This is a genomic window from Nocardia sp. No.11, from assembly GCF_038752175.1.
GTDB classification, from domain to species: domain Bacteria; phylum Actinomycetota; class Actinomycetes; order Mycobacteriales; family Mycobacteriaceae; genus Nocardia; species Nocardia canadensis.
Map to the genome: position 1 here is coordinate 1 of NZ_JBCGFB010000001.1, position 16,329 is coordinate 16,329.

Annotated in this window: 16 protein-coding genes and 1 pseudogene; 14 read left to right on the plus strand and 3 right to left on the minus strand. The window is 69.5% G+C overall.

Going from position 1 to position 16,329, the window contains the following annotated elements:
* Nucleotides 1-405: pseudogene (locus tag V8688_RS00005) on the plus strand (hypothetical protein); the annotation flags it as partial.
* Here V8688_RS00005 and ppk2 read toward each other — a convergent pair.
* Nucleotides 402-1,337 (minus strand): polyphosphate kinase 2, encoded by a 936-nt coding sequence (ppk2, locus tag V8688_RS00010; RefSeq protein ID WP_218720290.1) that lies wholly within the window; start codon nucleotides 1,335-1,337, stop codon nucleotides 402-404. The pseudogene V8688_RS00005 and the gene ppk2 sit on opposite strands and share 4 nt — an antisense overlap.
* Nucleotides 1,338-1,541: 204 nt before the next feature.
* On the opposite strand from ppk2, the gene V8688_RS00015 reads away from it, so the two are divergent.
* Nucleotides 1,542-3,020: a sugar porter family MFS transporter gene (locus V8688_RS00015; protein WP_218720288.1), complete on the plus strand. Its 1,479-nt coding sequence runs from the start codon at nucleotides 1,542-1,544 to the stop codon at nucleotides 3,018-3,020.
* A gap of 3 nt (nucleotides 3,021-3,023) precedes the next feature.
* Here the strand turns inward: V8688_RS00015 and V8688_RS00020 are convergent, their stop codons facing one another.
* Nucleotides 3,024-3,968, minus strand: coding sequence for an AraC family transcriptional regulator (locus V8688_RS00020; RefSeq protein WP_342799839.1), 945 nt, complete (start codon nucleotides 3,966-3,968; stop codon nucleotides 3,024-3,026).
* A 332-nt stretch (nucleotides 3,969-4,300) separates the two neighbouring features.
* Between V8688_RS00020 and V8688_RS00025 the strand changes: the two genes are divergently transcribed.
* Both V8688_RS00025 and V8688_RS00030 read left to right on the plus strand, forming a co-directional pair.
* Nucleotides 4,301-5,527, plus strand: a complete 1,227-nt coding sequence (locus V8688_RS00025) for a hypothetical protein (protein ID WP_342799840.1) — start codon at nucleotides 4,301-4,303, stop codon at nucleotides 5,525-5,527.
* Between the two features lie 37 nt (nucleotides 5,528-5,564).
* Nucleotides 5,565-6,656 (plus strand): metallophosphoesterase, encoded by a 1,092-nt coding sequence (locus V8688_RS00030; protein WP_342799841.1) that lies wholly within the window; start codon nucleotides 5,565-5,567, stop codon nucleotides 6,654-6,656.
* A 10-nt stretch (nucleotides 6,657-6,666) separates the two neighbouring features.
* Here the strand turns inward: V8688_RS00030 and V8688_RS00035 are convergent, their stop codons facing one another.
* Nucleotides 6,667-7,671: an AraC family transcriptional regulator gene (locus tag V8688_RS00035; protein WP_342799842.1), complete on the minus strand. Its 1,005-nt coding sequence runs from the start codon at nucleotides 7,669-7,671 to the stop codon at nucleotides 6,667-6,669.
* Between the two features lie 108 nt (nucleotides 7,672-7,779).
* On the opposite strand from V8688_RS00035, the gene V8688_RS00040 reads away from it, so the two are divergent.
* The 10 genes from V8688_RS00040 (at nucleotide 7,780) to V8688_RS00085 (ending at nucleotide 16,313) form a co-directional block, all read left to right on the plus strand.
* A complete protein-coding gene (locus tag V8688_RS00040; protein ID WP_218720282.1) occupies nucleotides 7,780-8,754 on the plus strand; it encodes a quinone oxidoreductase in 975 nt (324 codons plus the stop codon).
* 25 nt (nucleotides 8,755-8,779) lie between these two features.
* Entirely contained in the window at nucleotides 8,780-9,646 is an 867-nt protein-coding gene (locus tag V8688_RS00045) for a TauD/TfdA family dioxygenase (RefSeq protein ID WP_218720280.1), read from the plus strand.
* Nucleotides 9,647-9,698: 52 nt separating this feature from the next.
* Nucleotides 9,699-10,751: a 3-keto-5-aminohexanoate cleavage protein gene (locus V8688_RS00050; RefSeq protein WP_218720279.1), complete on the plus strand. Its 1,053-nt coding sequence runs from the start codon at nucleotides 9,699-9,701 to the stop codon at nucleotides 10,749-10,751.
* Nucleotides 10,752-10,834: 83 nt separating this feature from the next.
* A complete protein-coding gene (locus V8688_RS00055) occupies nucleotides 10,835-12,127 on the plus strand; it encodes an MFS transporter (protein WP_342799843.1) in 1,293 nt (430 codons plus the stop codon).
* 15 nt (nucleotides 12,128-12,142) lie between these two features.
* Nucleotides 12,143-12,745 carry an alpha/beta fold hydrolase gene (locus V8688_RS00060; RefSeq protein WP_218720276.1) on the plus strand — a complete coding sequence of 201 codons (603 nt, stop codon included), beginning with the start codon at nucleotides 12,143-12,145 and terminating at the stop codon, nucleotides 12,743-12,745.
* Entirely contained in the window at nucleotides 12,742-13,485 is a 744-nt protein-coding gene (locus V8688_RS00065) for a CoA transferase subunit A (RefSeq protein WP_316574843.1), read from the plus strand. Before V8688_RS00060 ends, V8688_RS00065 begins: the two co-directional genes overlap by 4 nt.
* On the plus strand, nucleotides 13,482-14,126 hold the full coding sequence (locus tag V8688_RS00070; RefSeq protein WP_308248597.1) for a 3-oxoacid CoA-transferase subunit B: 645 nt from the start codon (nucleotides 13,482-13,484) through the stop codon (nucleotides 14,124-14,126). The genes V8688_RS00065 and V8688_RS00070 overlap by 4 nt, the downstream gene beginning before the upstream one ends.
* Before the next feature lie 15 nt (nucleotides 14,127-14,141).
* The gene (locus V8688_RS00075; RefSeq protein WP_218720273.1) at nucleotides 14,142-14,828 is read left to right on the plus strand and encodes a hypothetical protein; all 687 of its coding nucleotides are present in this window, start codon (nucleotides 14,142-14,144) and stop codon (nucleotides 14,826-14,828) included.
* 77 nt (nucleotides 14,829-14,905) lie between these two features.
* A complete protein-coding gene (locus V8688_RS00080; protein WP_218720272.1) occupies nucleotides 14,906-15,517 on the plus strand; it encodes a class I SAM-dependent methyltransferase in 612 nt (203 codons plus the stop codon).
* Between the two features lie 43 nt (nucleotides 15,518-15,560).
* Nucleotides 15,561-16,313, plus strand: coding sequence for a hypothetical protein (locus V8688_RS00085; protein WP_342799844.1), 753 nt, complete (start codon nucleotides 15,561-15,563; stop codon nucleotides 16,311-16,313).
* Nucleotides 16,314-16,329: the final 16 nt, after the last annotated feature.

Consider the following 16,329-nt stretch of genomic DNA (forward strand, 5'->3'; position numbering starts at 1 on the left):
CGCGTCGTCGCCGCGGCGCCGTCGACCGGGCTGCCGCTGTTCGCCGGCTGGCGCGCGATGCCGCTGCCCACCGACGGCCGCGCCGCCGCCCTGCAATTGACCCATGTGCTGCGGGAACTGCGCGGCGGCCTGCACCTGATCGCGGTGCTGGCCCAGGGGCTCACCCCGTTGCAGGCGATCCTGATCGCGGGATCCCCGGTGTCGGACGGTCCGACTCACGCGCGCATGCTCGGCTGGTCCGAACCGTTCGAGCCGATCACCGACGAGCACCGGGCCCGCTGGGATGCCGCGGAGACCTTGACCGACGAACTCGTCGCACCCTGCTTCGACGCCCTCGACGCGGCCGAACGCGACGAACTGGCCGCGTTGATGTCGGCCGCGCACACCGCCGCCCTGGTCCGTTAGGAACCGATCACGTCGCGACCGCGGCCCACGATCAGCGGGTCCGCGGTCGCGACGATCTCCGCGTCCTTGGTGTCGTACTCGAAGCGGTTGAGCACGTACCGCATCGCGTTGAGCCGGGCCCGCTTCTTGTCGTTGCTCTTGACCACGATCCACGGCGCGTGGTCGGTGTCGGTGTGCTCGAAGTTCTCTTCCTTGGCCGCCGTGTACTGCTCCCACTTGTCGAGCGAGGCCAGGTCCATCGGGGACAGTTTCCACTGCCGGACGGGGTCGACCTGGCGGATGGCGAAGCGGGTGCGCTGTTCCAGCGGCGACACCGAGAACCAGAACTTCACCAGGTCGATGCCGTCGTCGACGAGCATCTTCTCGAACAGCGGGGCCTGGCCAAGGAACCGCCGATGCTGTTCGGGCGTGCAGAAGCCCATCACCCGCTCCACACCGGCCCGGTTGTACCAGGACCGGTCGAACAGCACGATCTCCCCCGCTGCGGGCAGGTGCTCGACATACCGCTGGAAATACCACTGGGTGGATTCGCGGGCCGAGGGCTTCTCCAGCGCCACCACCCGAGCGCCGCGCGGATTCAGATGCTCCATGAACCGCTTGATGGTGCCGCCCTTGCCCGCGGCGTCACGGCCCTCGAAGACGATGACGATGCGCCGCCCGGTCGCCTTGATCCAGTTCTGCAGTTTCAGCAGCTCGATCTGCAGCAGCCGCTTGTCCAGCTCGTACTCGGTGCGCGACAGGCGTTCGTCGTAGGGGTAGCCCTCGCGCCAGGTGTCGACGATCAGCCCGCCGGGCGCGGTGAGCAGCACGGGATCGTCGTCGTCGCTGTCGTCGACGGTGAACGCCGTGGTGTCGGCGAGGTTCACAGCGGTGGCGAGATCGGCGATCTCGCTGACCTCGCGGGGGATCTGACGCGTCTCGACATCGGTCATCTCGCGGACGCTAAGCCACGAGCGTGACGGCGAGGTGAACGTGCGGTGTGGGACCGCGGCGCACCGGGTCGTGGCCGGGCCTTCGGCCCGCGTCGGTGGTGTGCGTGTCCTGGACGGAGCGACCCGCGGGTCGGGGCATACTGCGACCAGACCACACAGCGACCAGCGTGGCAGGGATGCCGCGCCGCGGAGAGGACGACGCCGATGTCCGACGGAGGTTCTTTCACCGACCAGTCCGCCGCTCCCGACGACGAGAGCGCGCCGGGCAGCCACATCATCCGGATCGCTTCCGTCGCGGCGCTGGGTGGATTGCTGTTCGGTTTCGACAGCGCGGTGATCAACGGCGCGGTGGCGGCGATCCAGGACGAATTCGGTGTCGACGACGCCGTTCTCGGCTTCGCCGTGGCCTCGGCGCTGCTCGGTGCCGCCGCGGGCGCGATGACGGCGGGCCGCATCGCCGACCGGATCGGCCGGATCAAGGTCATGAAGATCGCGGCCGTGCTGTTCTTCCTCAGCGCGGTCCTCACCGCGCTCGCGCCCAGCGTGTGGCTCCTGGTGATCGGGCGCATCATCGGCGGCCTCGGGGTCGGCGTCGCCTCGGTCATCGCCCCCGCCTACATCGCCGAGACCTCACCGGCCCGCATCCGCGGCAGGCTCGGCTCACTGCAGCAGCTCGCGATCGTGCTCGGCATCTTCCTGGCCCTGCTCGTGGACTATGTGCTCGCCGAGATCGCCGGCGGCGCGAGTGAGACGCTGTGGCTGGGTCTCGAGGCCTGGCGGTGGATGTTCCTGTCGATGATGGTGCCCGCGGTCGTCTACGGCGTGCTGGCCTCGACGATTCCGGAGTCCCCGCGGTATCTGGTGGCCACCCATCGCATCCCCGAGGCGCGCAAGGTGCTGGCGTTGCTGTTCGGTGAGAAGAACCTCGAACTGACCATCGGCCGGATCGAGGACAGCCTCAAGGGCGATGTGAAGCCGTCCTGGAAGGACCTGCGCCGCCCGGCGGGCGGGATCTATCCGATCGTCTGGGTCGGTCTGCTGCTGTCGGTGTTCCAGCAGGCGGTCGGCATCAACGTGATCTTCTACTACTCCAACGTGCTGTGGGAGGCCGTGGGATTCGAAGAGTCCCAGTCGTTCCAGATCAGCGTGTTCACCTCGGTGGTCAACATCGCCACCACCATCGTCGCGATCATGCTCATCGACCGGATCGGGCGCAGGCCGCTGCTGCTGGTCGGTTCGATCGGCATGACGGTCACCCTGGCGACGATGGCGGTGTGCTTCGGCACCGCCGACCAGGTGCCCAACTCCGAGGGCACCCTGGAGCCGCAGCTGACCGGGGCGAGCGGGCCGATCGCGCTGGTCGCGGCGAACCTGTTCGTGGTGTTCTTCGGCATGAGCTGGGGCCCGGTGGTGTGGGTGCTGCTCGGGGAGATGTTCCCGAACCGGATCCGTGGCGCCGCACTGTCGCTGGCGGCGGCGGGGCAGTGGGCCGCGAACTGGGCGATCACCGTGTCCTTTCCGAGCCTGAAGAGTTTCTCGCTCGGCTTCGCCTACGGCATGTACGCGGCGTTCGCGCTGCTGTCGTTGGTGTTCGTGGCGCGGTTCGTGCCCGAGACCAAGGGGATGTCGCTCGAGGACATGGATGCCGCGACCGGTGTCGGACGGCCCGCGTCGGCGGGCTGATCGCTAGGGCCGCACCATCTGCCGGTAGTCGGCCGGTGTCGCGCCGACCGTCTCCCGGAACGCGCGATGGAATCCGGATTCGCTGCCGAATCCGCAGGCGGCGGCGATCGCGCCCATCGACTGGTACCGCTCGCGCTGCAGCAGTTTCTTGGCGCGATCGATGCGCATCAGCTTGATGTGGTGGGCGATCCCGCCGCCACCGACGAGGCGGTAGAGCGTGCGCCGCGAGACCCCGCACGCCGAGGCGACCGTGTCGGCGCTGAGTTCGGGATCGCAGGCGTTGGCGCGCAGGAAGTCGAAGACCTGCTGCCGCAGCACCGCGGTGATCTCCTCGGGCTCGCTCTTGCGGCGGGCCGCGGTCGCCACGGCGGCACCGAACAGTCCGAGCGCGTGCGGGACCAGCGGCGCCGCCTGCGCCGGATCGGCGGCGACGAGGTCGAACAGGGCGGTGAAGCAGGAGATGACAGTCGGGGCGACGGTGCCGGGCCCGTAGGCCCTGGCGGTGAGCGAGCGGGTGTCGGCGACCGAGATCCGCCGCGTCGGCACCTGCACGACCAGTTCCTCGAAGGTGGAGGTCCAGGTCGCGGAATAGGGGCGGGTGCTGTCGAGGAAAACCAGAGTGCCGGGCTCGGCTGCGACGGTGCGGCCGTCCTGTTCGAGCACGGCGCTCCCGTCGAGGGTGATCACGCCCAGCACACAGTCCTCGGTGTCGGCGCTCAGGTCGACGTGGCGACGGCGCGCCCGCTGCGCGTCGGCGCGGACACGGGACAGGCCGACGGCGTTCTCCAAAGTGGCGTACTCGATGCGCGCGTGGTAATCGGCGGTGGTCATCGGGTCGACCTGCATACGGAAATACATCGCGCACACGCTGTCGCGCCAGAAGTCGAAAGCCTCCCTGGGGGAGACGCTCTCGGTGCTGAGCACCAGGGGGGACAACCGGTCGGGCATCGACCCAGTATCCATCGGGCAACCCAGGTTGTCCTCGGATGTCGATGACGGCCACGACCGCGAGCGTGCCGGTTCGGCGACCACCTCCGCGACGCTCGCCCATGCGCGGCGGCCACGCGGGCTCGCCCTCACGATGGCCTGCACTCGGGCCGCTACATCGTGGCGAACGCCCTTTTCGGTGAGTGCAGATTAACTGAACGTTCGTCCAAGTTGGCTGATTGTTCATGTAAACAGCACTGTTTCGGAAACTGTGCGGCCTAGGTTCGTGTCGCACCCTCACCCGATGCCCTCGGCGGTGCGCCGAGCGCCCGCCCAGCCGGAGATCACAGCGCATGCCTCTGTCCCTGTCCCGCGTCACCGCGCCCTGCGTCGGTTCCCTCACCGCGCTCACCGTGGCGGCCGGCATTCTGCTCGCGCCCGGCACCGCACGGGCGAGCACCGAGGACACCCTCGCGGCTACCCCGATCGGTGACGCGGCGGTGCTGTGCACCACGGGCGCGCCGACATTCGACGATGTGGTCACCGCGGCCGCGTCGGTCCTGCGCGGCATGGTCGGACCCGCGCAGCTGGCCGCCTACGACCAGCAGGTCGCCGGATTCCGCGCCGAAATCGCCGCTGTGCGAGTGCATCGGGACGGGCTGCCGATGCGGCCGGAGCGGGTGGGCACCCGACTCGCCGAGCTCGACGACCCGATCGTCACCTACCTTGTCAACGGACTCGACGCGGTGCGCACCGGCCGGATCGACCAGACGATGTCGGTCTCGCAGCTGACCGTCGACGACGCGATCGAAGTGTTCATCCTCGCGACCGGCATCGTGAAGATCCCGGCCAAGCTCGCCGCCGGGATGGCCCCCACAGTGGGGATCTTCCTGAAACCGATCGTCGGCGCCGCCTTCACCGGCACCAAGGCCCTGGCCCGGGCGGTACAGAATTCGATCGACGCGGGCTGCGTGGCCCCGAATGTCTACCCGCCGCTGGACCCGGCCTCGGTCGCGATCGAACCCGTCGACGTACCGCGACCGATCGAGGACCTGGCCGCCCTGGTCATGACCGCCGACGGCACCTGTACTCCGATCGCCGACCTGACCATCGCGGCTGTCGTCGAACGCTCGCGAACATTCCTGACCAGCGGCGCCGTACAGGTCGACAAGACCGCGGTCGACCAGGCCGCCGCGGACCTGCAGGTGTTCCTGGCGAGCAATCGGGTGGCCGAGGTGATGCTGATGCGCCGTTCCGACGAGCTCGGGCCGCTGGTGGAAGCCCTCGACCTGGGTCCGCTGACCTTCCTGGCCAACCTCGGCGCCGACGTCGCCGCGGGCACGGCCCTCGACACCGTGCCGCTGGCCCAGGTGCAGGTGGAGAACGCCTTCGACCTGGCCACCCTGACCCTCGACATCACCAGCCTGCTGTTCTCGGCCGGCACCTCCCTCGCCGGGTACGCGGGGGTCGCCGACGCGGTCCTCACGCCCCTGTCGATCGTGCAGAAGCTGGCCTTCGCGCCGACCGACTACGGCGCACCGATCGTGCGCGGCGTCATCCAGTCGATGTGCGCGGTGTAAGTTTCCAGCGATCCCAGACCAGAAGGTGAGCATCCACGTGTCGCACTCCATCCCGGGCTCCACCCCGGCCGGTATCGGCCGACGCGAAGTTCTGGCCGGCGCCGCGGGCGTCGTCGCCGGCATCACCCTCGTCGGGCTCACGCCCGCGGCGGCGGTCCCGGCCGAGGTGCCCAAGTTCGCGCCGGGCGCCGGGCGCACCGCCCGGATCCTGATCACCGGCGACGCGGGCACCGGCAGCCGCACCCAGTGGGCGGTCGCCGACGCGGCCCGCGCCTTTCACGCGCGCGAACCGTTCACGATGGCGGTCGGCCTCGGCGACAATATCTACGAGTCCGGTCCCGACGGACCCGACGACGTGCAATTCGCCACGAAGTTCGAGGATCCCAATGCGGGACTGGACTTTCCGTGGGCCATGGTCCTGGGCAACCACGACACCTCCGCGGTGTTCCCCGGCGACGGCGGCTGGCTGCTGCGCGGCAACCACGAGGTCGAATACCACGCGAGATCGCGTCGCTGGTGGATGCCGAGCCGCTATTACTCGGTGCGGGTGCCCGAGGAGAGCCCGGTGGTGGAGTTCTTCGTGCTCGACGTCAACCCGCTCGCGGCCTACATCCCGCCACTGCTCGACCCGTACTGGTCGGTGGACGGTCAGTACATGAACGAGCAGCGCGCCTGGCTGGACCGGGCGCTCGCGGAATCGACCGCGCCGTGGAAGATCGCCTGCACCCACCACCCCTACCTCAGCAACGGACCACACGGCGACGCGGGCAACTACGAGGGTCTGCCGATCGAGCCGATCAACGGCGTGCACGCCAAGCGATTCTTCGAAGACCATGTGCTGGGCAAGGTCTCGTTCCTGCTGTCCGGGCACGACCACACCCTCCAGGTGCTCGAACCGACCGCCGCGTCGAAGGGCACCCGCCAGATCGTCTCGGGCGCGGCGGGCAAGACGGCCGCCGGTCGTCCGGCGACGCCCAAGGATTCCGCGCATCCCGCGCTCTACGAGACCCAGCACGAACTGGGCTTCATGGTGATGGACCTGAGCCCCGAGAAGGTGACGCTGCGCGTGGTCACCGTCGATGCCGCCTCCGGTGTCGGCACCCAGGTGTTCGACCGTCGCCTGGCCTGAGCGCGGCCGGTCAGTGGCGTGGGCGTTGCTCGCGCCACTGCCGGGGGCTGGTGCCGTAGTGGCCGCGGAACCAGCGCGAGAAGTTGCTCACCGAGGAGAAACCGAGCAGATCGGCGACTGCGGTGAGGGAGTGGCGGCGGGTGGTGACCAGGCGTTCGGCCAGCGCGGCGCGGGTCTGGTCGACGATCGCGGTGAACGTGGTGTCGTCCTGGGCGAGCCTGCGGTGCACGGTGCGCCGGTCGACACCCAGACTGCGGGCCACCTGATCGACGGTGCAGCGTCCCGTCGGTAGCAGCAGTTCCACGAGTTCGCGGACCCGGTCGGTGACGGTGGCCTCCCGCGTCGGGGTCAGCGTGCCCACCAGCTGTTGGGTGTAGGTGCGCAGCAGCGGATCGGCCATGGCGTTCGGGGCGTCGAGATCGGTGCTGTAGGTGAGGATTCCGTCGAAATCCTGATCGAACTCCACGTGCGGACCGAACATCTTGACGTAGGTGGCGCGATCGCGCGGCGCGGGGTGGGAGAAGCAGACCTGTATCGGCCGCCACGTGGGCCCGGCGAAGCCGCGCAGCAGTCCGTGCAACACCCCGGTCGTGAGCTCGACGGCTTGGCGCACGGGCACCTGCCTGCCTACATCGACCGAGACCCGCAGCGTGGCTACGCCGTTGGCCTCGATGATCTCGGTGTGCAGCGCCTCGTTGTACATGTGCTCGTGGCGCGAGAGCAGCCGCAGCGCGCTGCGCACATCGGGCTCCTCGCGGATGACCAGGCTCAGCGGGCCGAGGTTGGCGAAGCGCCGCAGCTGCGCCAACCGCAGGCCGAAGTCTTCCCGACCGGATTCGGCGGCCGAGCGTTCCAGCAGTTCGGCCACGGCCTCGGCCGGCACCCAGCGATCCTGGGTGCCGAAACCGGCCGGGTCGAGGCCGCAGTCGCGGATCAGCCGCGCGGGCTCCAGCCCGAGCGATCGCGCCAGTTCGACGTAGTCGTTCAACGACGCGTACCGGGACAACGGCTTCACCGGACCACCTCCTCCAAGTCCCGAGATGAATAGTTTTCTGTCCCGTCAGGATAAGCATTGCGAGCCGGGCGTCCCTACTGTTATGTCCATCACACCGAAGGAGATGCAGTGGCACACGCAATTCGTTTCGCCGAGATCGGCGGCCCCGACGTCATGCGGTGGGAGACCACCGAGGTCGGCGATCCGGGGCCCGGCGAGGTCCGGCTCCGCCACGAGGCCGTGGGACTCAACTTCGCCGACACCTACTTCCGCACCGGGCTGTACCCCGCCGCCCTGCCCGCCGGACTCGGGGTCGAGGCCGCCGGCGTCATCGAGGCGGTCGGCCCCGGAGTCGCCGGGTTCGCGCCGGGGGACCGGGTCACCTACACCGGCAGCCCGCTCGGCGCCTACAGCACCGCCCGGGTCATGCCCGCCGAGCACCTGATCGCGCTGCCCGACGGCATCGCCTTCGACACCGCGGCCGCCACCACCATGCGCGGGCTCACCACCGCCTACCTGCTGCGGCGGATCCATCCGTTGCGGGCGGGCGACACCGTCCTGCTGCACGCCGCGGCGGGCGGAGTCGGCCAGCTGTTCACCCAGTGGGCCACGCTGCTCGGCGTCCAGGTGATCGGCACCGTCTCCAGCGAGGAGAAGGCGGCCGTCGCCCGCGCCAACGGCTGCGCGCACGTGGTGATCTACACCAGGGAAGACGTCGCGACCCGAGTGCGCGAGATCACCGACGGCGCGGGCGTTCCCGTGGTCTACGACAGCATCGGCAAGACCACCTACCAGTCCTCGCTGGACTCGCTGGCCCGGCGTGGCCTGCTGGTGTGCTTCGGCACCGCGTCGGGCCCGGTGCCGCCGATCGAGGCGATGCAGCTCGCCGTGAAGGGCTCGCTGTTCGTCACCCGGCCCGCCCTGGCCGACTACATCGCCGACCCGGCCGAACGCGCCGAACTCGCCGGCGAACTCTTCGACCACCTCACCGCGGGCCGCCTGCGCGTCGAGATCAACCAGCGCTACGAGCTCGCCGACGCCGTGCGGGCCCACCGCGACCTCGAAGCCGGCCGCAGCGTCGGCGCGTCGGTGTTCACGCTCTGACGCGTCCACCGGAAAGGAACCAGCCATGACCGTCCGTACCGCCCTGCACGCGGTGCCGCTGACCGCGACCATCGGTGCCGAACTGCACGGGGTGAACCTCGCCGAGGTCGCCGCCGACGACGCCCTGTTCGCCGAACTGCGCACCCTGCTGCTGCGCCACAAGGTGCTGTTCGTCCGTGACCAGGACATCACCCGGGCCGAACACGTCGCGCTCGCCGAACGTTTCGGCCCGCTCGAGGATCACCCGGTCGCCGCGGGCGACCCCGACCATCCGGGCCTGGTCCGCATCTACAAGGACCTCGACAGCCGACCCGAGCACTACGAGAACGCCTACCACTGCGATGCCACCTGGCGGGTGAATCCGCCGATGGGTGCCGTACTGCGATGTGTGGAGACGCCGCCGGTCGGCGGCGACACCATCTGGGTGAACATGGTCGAGGCCTACCGGCGGCTGCCGCAGTCGGTGCGCTCGCGGATCGCGCATCTGCGGGCCCGGCACAGCATCGAGGCGAGTTTCGGTGCGGCCATGCTCGAGGAGGACCGGCTCGCACTGCACGACCGATTCCCCGACGCCGAACATCCGGTGGTGCGTATTCACCCGGAAACCGGTGAGGAGATCCTGTTCGTCAATTCCTTCACCACTCATCTGGTGAATTTCCATACGCCGGAAAATGTGCGATTCGGCGCCGATTACGCGCCCGGCGCAAGCGAATTGCTGAACTATCTGATGCGCCAGGCGAGCATTCCGGAATATCAGGTCCGCTGGCGCTGGACCGAGAACAGCTTCGCGATCTGGGACAACCGGTCCACCCAGCACTACGCCGTCCAGGACTACTGGCCCGCGGTCCGCAAGATGGAGCGGGCGGGCATCGTCGGCGACCGTCCCTTCTGACGCCTAACTCCCTTTTCCTATTCATCCGCGCAATTCCGATCGGAGTACCCCCATGCATTTTCACGACGACGCATTGTTCCCCGAGAACCAGGAGAAGCTGGTCATCACCGCCGCGCCGTACGGCCCGGAATGGGAACTCGATGATTTCCGCGAAGACCTTCCACTGACGATGGACGAACACGTCCAGCAGGCCGTCGACTGCTACGAGGCCGGCGCCACCGTGCTGCACATCCACGTGCGGGAACTCGACGGCAAGGGCTCCAAGCGCCTGTCGAAGTTCAACGAACTGCTCGGCCGCCTGCGCGAGGCCGTGCCGGACATGATCCTGCAGGTGGGCGGGTCGATCTCGTTCTCGCCCGAAGGTGAGGGCGCCGACGCGCTGTGGCTGCCCGACGACGCCCGGCACATGCTGGCCGAACTCGACCCCAAGCCCGACCAGGTCACCATCGCGATCAACACCAGCCAGATGAACATCGTCGAGCTGATGACCGAGGACGACATCGCGGGCACCTCCTTCGAACGGCCCGAGGTGTACGAGGCCTACCGGGAGATGTACGTGCCCGCGGGCCCGAGCTGGGTCGCCGAGCATCTGAAGCGCTTGCAGGCCAACGGCATCCAACCGCACTTCCAGCTGTCGAGCATCCCGCAGCTGGAGACCGTCGAGCGGCTGATCCGGCGCGGCGTCTACACCGGCCCGCTCATGCTGACCTGGGTCGGCATCGGCGGCGGCTTCGACGGCCCCAACCCCTACAACATGATGGAGTTCATCCGCCGCACCCCCGACGGGGCCGTGCTCACCCTGGAGACGCTGATGCGCAGCGTCTTGCCGGTGAACACGATGGCCATCGCGATGGGCCTGCACGCCCGCTGCGGCAACGAGGACACCCTGTGGGGCCGCAAGGGCGAGAAGATGACCTCCGTCCAGCAGATCCGGCAGCTGGTCCGGATCGCCGGTGAACTCGGTCGCGAAGTCGCCACCGGCAAGGAAGCGCGCGAGATCTACAAGCTCGACGAGCGCTACGCCGACGCCGACGAGACGCTGGCCAAGATCGGGTTCGCCCCGAACCGCAAGCCGGGCCAGGTCGGGTTCACCCACCACGCCTGACCCCTTCCCGGGGAATCAGCCTCCCCGGTCTCGACAACCCGGTGGACGTCAGCGACGACGTCCACCGGTTCGCAGGAGCACTCATGGACCACACCACGACCGCCGTCGCGGCGCCGCATCGAACACCGTCCGTCTCCCGAACCTATCCGTGGCTGGTGTTCGCGCTGGCCTTCGGCCTGCTACTGGCCGACTACATGTCGCGCCAGGTGCTGAGCGCGGTCTTCCCGTTCCTGAAAGCCGAATGGGTGCTGTCGGATTCGCAGCTGGCGTCGTTGAGCAGCGTCGTCGCCCTGATGGTCGGACTGCTCACGCTCCCGCTGTCGGTGCTGGCCGACCGGTGGGGCCGGGTCAAGAGCTTGGTGCTGATGGCCCTGGTGTGGAGCGCGGCGACCCTGGTGTGCGCGCTCGCCGACAACTACCCGCAGATGCTGGCCGCCCGCTTCTTCGTCGGCGTCGGCGAGGCCGCCTACGGCAGCGTCGGTATCGCGCTGGTGCTCAGCGTGTTCGCCGCGCGCAGGCATGCGGCGCTGAGCGGGGCGTTCATGGCGGGCGGCTCGTTCGGCTCGGTGTTCGGGGTCGCCGCGGGCGGCGTCATCGCGGTGCACCTGGGCTGGCGGTGGTCGTTCGCGACCATGGCGATCTTCGGGCTGGTGCTGGCGGTGGCGTTCCGGTCGGTGGTCACCGAGGAGCGCACCGCCCGCCACACCACCGATCCCGCACCCGAGATCGCCTACCGCGCCCCCATTTCGACCCTGTTCACCAATCCGGCGGTGCTGTGCGCGTACGTCGGCAGCGGCCTGCAGATGTTCACCGCCGCCGTGCTGCTGTCGTGGATGCCGAGCTTCTTCAACCGCTACTACGGGCTGGCGCCCGATCGGGCGGCGGGACTGGCGGCGGTCATCGTGACCCTTGTCGGCACCGGCATGGTGGTGTGCGGGGTGATCACCGACCGGGTCGGTCGCGCCGATATGAGCCGCAAATGGCTCACCGCGATCGTGTTCTGCCTGATCTCGCTCGTCAGCCTCGGGCTCGGGTTCAGCCTGGACACCGGTGTGCCGCAACTGGTTCTGCTCGGCATCGGCGCGTTCTTCTCCGGCGGCTCGGCGGGCCCGACCGTGGCGATGGTCGCCAATCTCACCCATGCCTCCGTACGCGCCTCGGCGTTCGGCACCCTCACCCTGGCCAACAGTCTGCTCGGCCTGGCCCTCGGACCGTTCGTCGTCGGGGTGCTCGCCGACCACCTCGGCCTGTGGGACGCGCTGCGTGTGACACCGGTGGTGTCGGTACTCGCCGTCGCCGCCCTGCTCCTTGGCAGGCGCGTCTACCCCCTGGGGCTGCGCGCACTCGCCGCGGTGCACGCCGCGGCACCGCACTGAATCTCGTCGAAAAGGATGACCGCACCGATGAATTCCCTTCCCACCCCGACCGTCGTGATCGTGCCCGGCCTGCGTGATCACGTCGCCGACCACTGGCAGAGCCTGCTGGCCGCGACCCTGGACAAGGTGGCCGTCGTGCCGCCGCTGGAACGCGACGGACTCAGCCTGCCCGCGCGGATCGCCGCCCTGGACGCCGTCCTCGCCGACATCGAGGGGCCCGTCGTGCTGGTCGCGCACAGCGCGGGCGTGATGATCACCGTGCACTGGGCCCAGCAGTCCACCCGGGCCGTGCGCGGCGCGCTGCTGGCGACACCGCCCGACTTCGAAACACCGCTGCCACCCGGGTATCCCAGCGCCGCCGACCTCGCCGCGCACGGCTGGACCCCGGTGCCGCGCCGCCGGCTGCCGTTCCCGACCATCGTCGCCGCGAGCAGCACCGACCCCCTGGCCACCAGCCGCCGGGTCGCCGGGATGGCCGAGGCGTGGGGCAGCAGCCTGGTCGACCTCGGCGACGTCGGGCACCTGAATCCGGCGGCGGGCTACGGTCCGTGGCCGCGCGCGCAGGAACTGCTCGACGACCTGCTCGCCATGACCGAGAGCGCGGAGCTCGCCCGATGACGACGGTGTTCGCCACTGCCGCCGAGGCGGTCGCCGATATCGGCTCCGGCGCCTCGCTGGCCGTCGGCGGATTCGGAGTGTGCGGCATCCCCGACGCACTGATCCACGCGCTGGCGGCGGGCAATGCCGCCGACCTGGAGATCTTCTCCAACAACTGCGGCACCGACGCGCACGGCCTGGGAATCCTGCTGGCGCAGAAGCGTATCCGCCGGGTCACCGCGTCCTATGTCGGCGAGAACGCCGAGTTCGCGCGCCAGTATCTGGCCGGGGAACTCGAAGTCGAACTGACGCCCCAGGGCACACTGGCGGAGAAACTGCGGGCGGGCGGAACCGGGATTCCGGCCTTCTTCACCGCCGCGGGGGTAGGCACGCCACTGTCGGAGGGTGGACTGCCGTGGCGGTATCACCCCGACGGCTCGGTGGCGGTCGCCTCGCCGCGCAAGGAGGTCCGGACCTTCGCCGGGCGCCGATTCGTGCTCGAGGAATCGATCACCGCCGACTACGCCCTGGTGCACGCCCTGGTCGGGGACACCGCGGGAAATCTGGTGTTCAACAAGGCGGCCCGCAACTTCAACCCGCTCGCCGCGATGGCGGGGAAGGTATGCATCGCCCAGGTCGAGAACCTCGTCCCCGCCGGCACGCTCGATCCGGCACAGGTGCACCTGCCCGGGGTCTTCGTCGACCGCATCGTGCACACCGGCCCGCAGACCAAACCGATCGAAAGGCGGACCGTCTCGTGAACCCGACCGTGACCGCCGGGTGGACGCGGACCCAGATGGCCGCCCGCGCCGCCCGCGAACTGCGACCCGGCGAGTACGTCAACCTGGGTATCGGCCTGCCCACGCTGATCCCGAACCAGCTCCCCGCCGGTGTGGCGGTGACATTGCACTCGGAGAACGGCATCCTCGGCACCGGCCCCTACCCGCACGCCGACGATATCGACGCCGACCTGATCAACGCGGGCAAGGAGACGGTCACCGTCACCGACGGCGCCGCCTTCTTCGACTCCGCACTGAGCTTCGGCATGATCCGCGGCGGCCACATCGACACTGCCGTCCTGGGCGGCATGCAGGTCTCGGCCACCGGCGACCTCGCCAACTGGATGGTGCCTGGACAGATGGTGAAGGGCATGGGCGGCGCGATGGACCTGGTCCACGGTGCCCGCCGGGTGATCGTGCTGATGACCCACACCGACAAGTCGGGTGCGTCGAAGCTCGTGCCGCGCTGCACCCTGCCGCTCACCGGTGTCGGCGTCGTGCACCGGGTGATCACCGAACTCGCCGTCGTCGACATCGAACCCTGCGGGCTGGTGCTGCGCGAATGCGCGCCCGGTGTCAGCGAAGACCACGTCCGCGCCGTCACCGCGGCACCCCTGCACTGAAGAACGAGGAACACCATGATGAGCAAGACCCTGGCCGCCGCCGCACTCACGGTGCTCGCCGCGAGCGGCACCGCGCACGCGGAGCGCGCCGACCCCGCACCGCTCGGATTCACCGCCCACGCCACCGATTCGGCCTCGATCATCGCGATCGATTCCGGCACCCTCACCGTCGAGAACGGCACGTTGACCGCCAGGACCGACACCGGCACCGTCGTCGCCGCGACCCCGCTGCACTTCGCCGTCGACGACTTCGTCTTCCCGATCGCCGCGCACATCGACGGCCGCACCGCGACCCTGACGCCGGAGCTGGCCATGGACAAGGCGGTCTACCGGCCCGTCGCGCTGCCGTTCGAGGACAAGGCGCCGTGGAAGTCCGAATACGACCGCGAACAGGCCGCGTGGGCGCGCATGACCACGACCATCTCCACCGGCGCCGCGGTCGGCACCCTGATCGGTGGTCTCGGCGGTGCCGCCGTGGGCTGTGTCCTCGGCGGGGTCGTCGGCGCGACGGTGGCCGCGGCGACCATCATCGGGCTGTTCGGTCCGTTCCTGCCCGCGGCCGCCGTCGGCTGCCTCGGCGGCGTACTCGCGGTCGGTGCGCTCGGCACGGTGGCGGGTCAGTTGCTGGTGACCGCGCCCGTCGCGATCGGGGCCGCGATCCAGTACTTCACCACGATCACCGCGCCGTTCCCCGGCAAGTAGGGACCCCGCACGGCCGCCGGGACCCGGCGGTCGTGCGTTCGGCGGCGCGCGGCCGGACAGCGGGGGATGATCGAGGCATGGGCTTCTACAGCGAGCGGATCCTGCCCCACATCGTCGACACGGTGTGCGGGGTGGCCAACAACGATCCTCTGCGCAGGCGCACCTGCGCGGGTCTGCACGGGACCGTGCTCGAAGTCGGGTTCGGGTCGGGGACCAATGTCGGGTTCTATCCGGCGGCGGTGGAGCGCGTCAGCGGGGTGGAACCCGCCGACACCGCGTGGAAGATCGCGGCGAAGCGGGTGGCGGCGAGCCGGGTGCCGATCGAGCGGGCCGGACTGGACGGACAGGCACTGCCGTTCCCGGACGCCACCTTCGATACCGCGCTCTCGACCTTCACGCTGTGCACGATTCCCGACGTCGGGGCCGCGCTGGCCGAGATCCGCCGGGTGCTCAAACCCGGCGGCACACTGCACTTCGTCGAGCACGGGCTCGCCCCCGATGCCTCGGTGCGGACCTGGCAGCACCGGCTCGACCCGATCCAGCAGCGGATCGCCGGCGGCTGCCACCTCGTGCGCGACATCCCCGCCTTGCTCACCGACGCCGGATTCGAGACCGTCGAACTCGATCGCTTCTACCAGCCGGGCGCCCCGAAAGCCTTCGCCGCCTTGTCGCTGGGTATCGCGCGCTGACCCCGCAAGACCTCGGCACGATGCGGCAGAAGGACGATCTCGCGTGAGCACACCGCGACGGTTCTGGATCGAATTCGACCGGCACGAGTCTGCGTACACACGACTCCGGGAGGGCGTCGGCGTGACCGGATTCGACGTCCCGGACTGTCTGTCGATGGTGGCGGAGCAGGTCGCGGACGGTCCGCTGCCGCCCGTCCGCCGCATCACGGCCGACATCTCCCTGGCCGAGCCGATGCGGCTGAATCGCTGTCTCGGAGTCCCGGTGTGGCGCGGGGTGTGGTATCCACCGGTGAATCTCGGAATCGGGCCGACCCGGGGCATCGACCGCCGCGGCGCGCCCACCGACTATCCGGCACCCGTCACCGACTCACGCCGGGTGCGAGCGGGTGCGACCCCGTCCACGAAGGGCACCTGGTGGGACGAGATCCCGCACATCGACGGCCTGACGTGGCCGCTGCTGACGCTGCACAGCGCCGAGTACCGCCGCGGCATGCGTGGCAGCGTCCCCACACTGCGGGCCGCTTGCGTCAGGGACCCGACCTACGGCGAACTGCTGCGTCGATCTCTCGATTACATGATCGCCTGGCGCCCGACTCCCGACGAGTGGTTCGATCCGACCGGGACCAGGTTCGCCGATCAGCGCGATCTCGACGAATACCTGTGCGCCTTCCGCGACTACCTGCTCGGTGATCGCCCGGAGCCGATCTATCCGCCCGGTAGTGAGCCACTCGCACCCGAGGAAGCGCAGCGGCGAGCCGTCCAGATCCTGTTCGGCGGTCGCCCCGAGGCAGGTTGAAATCAGCCCGAATACA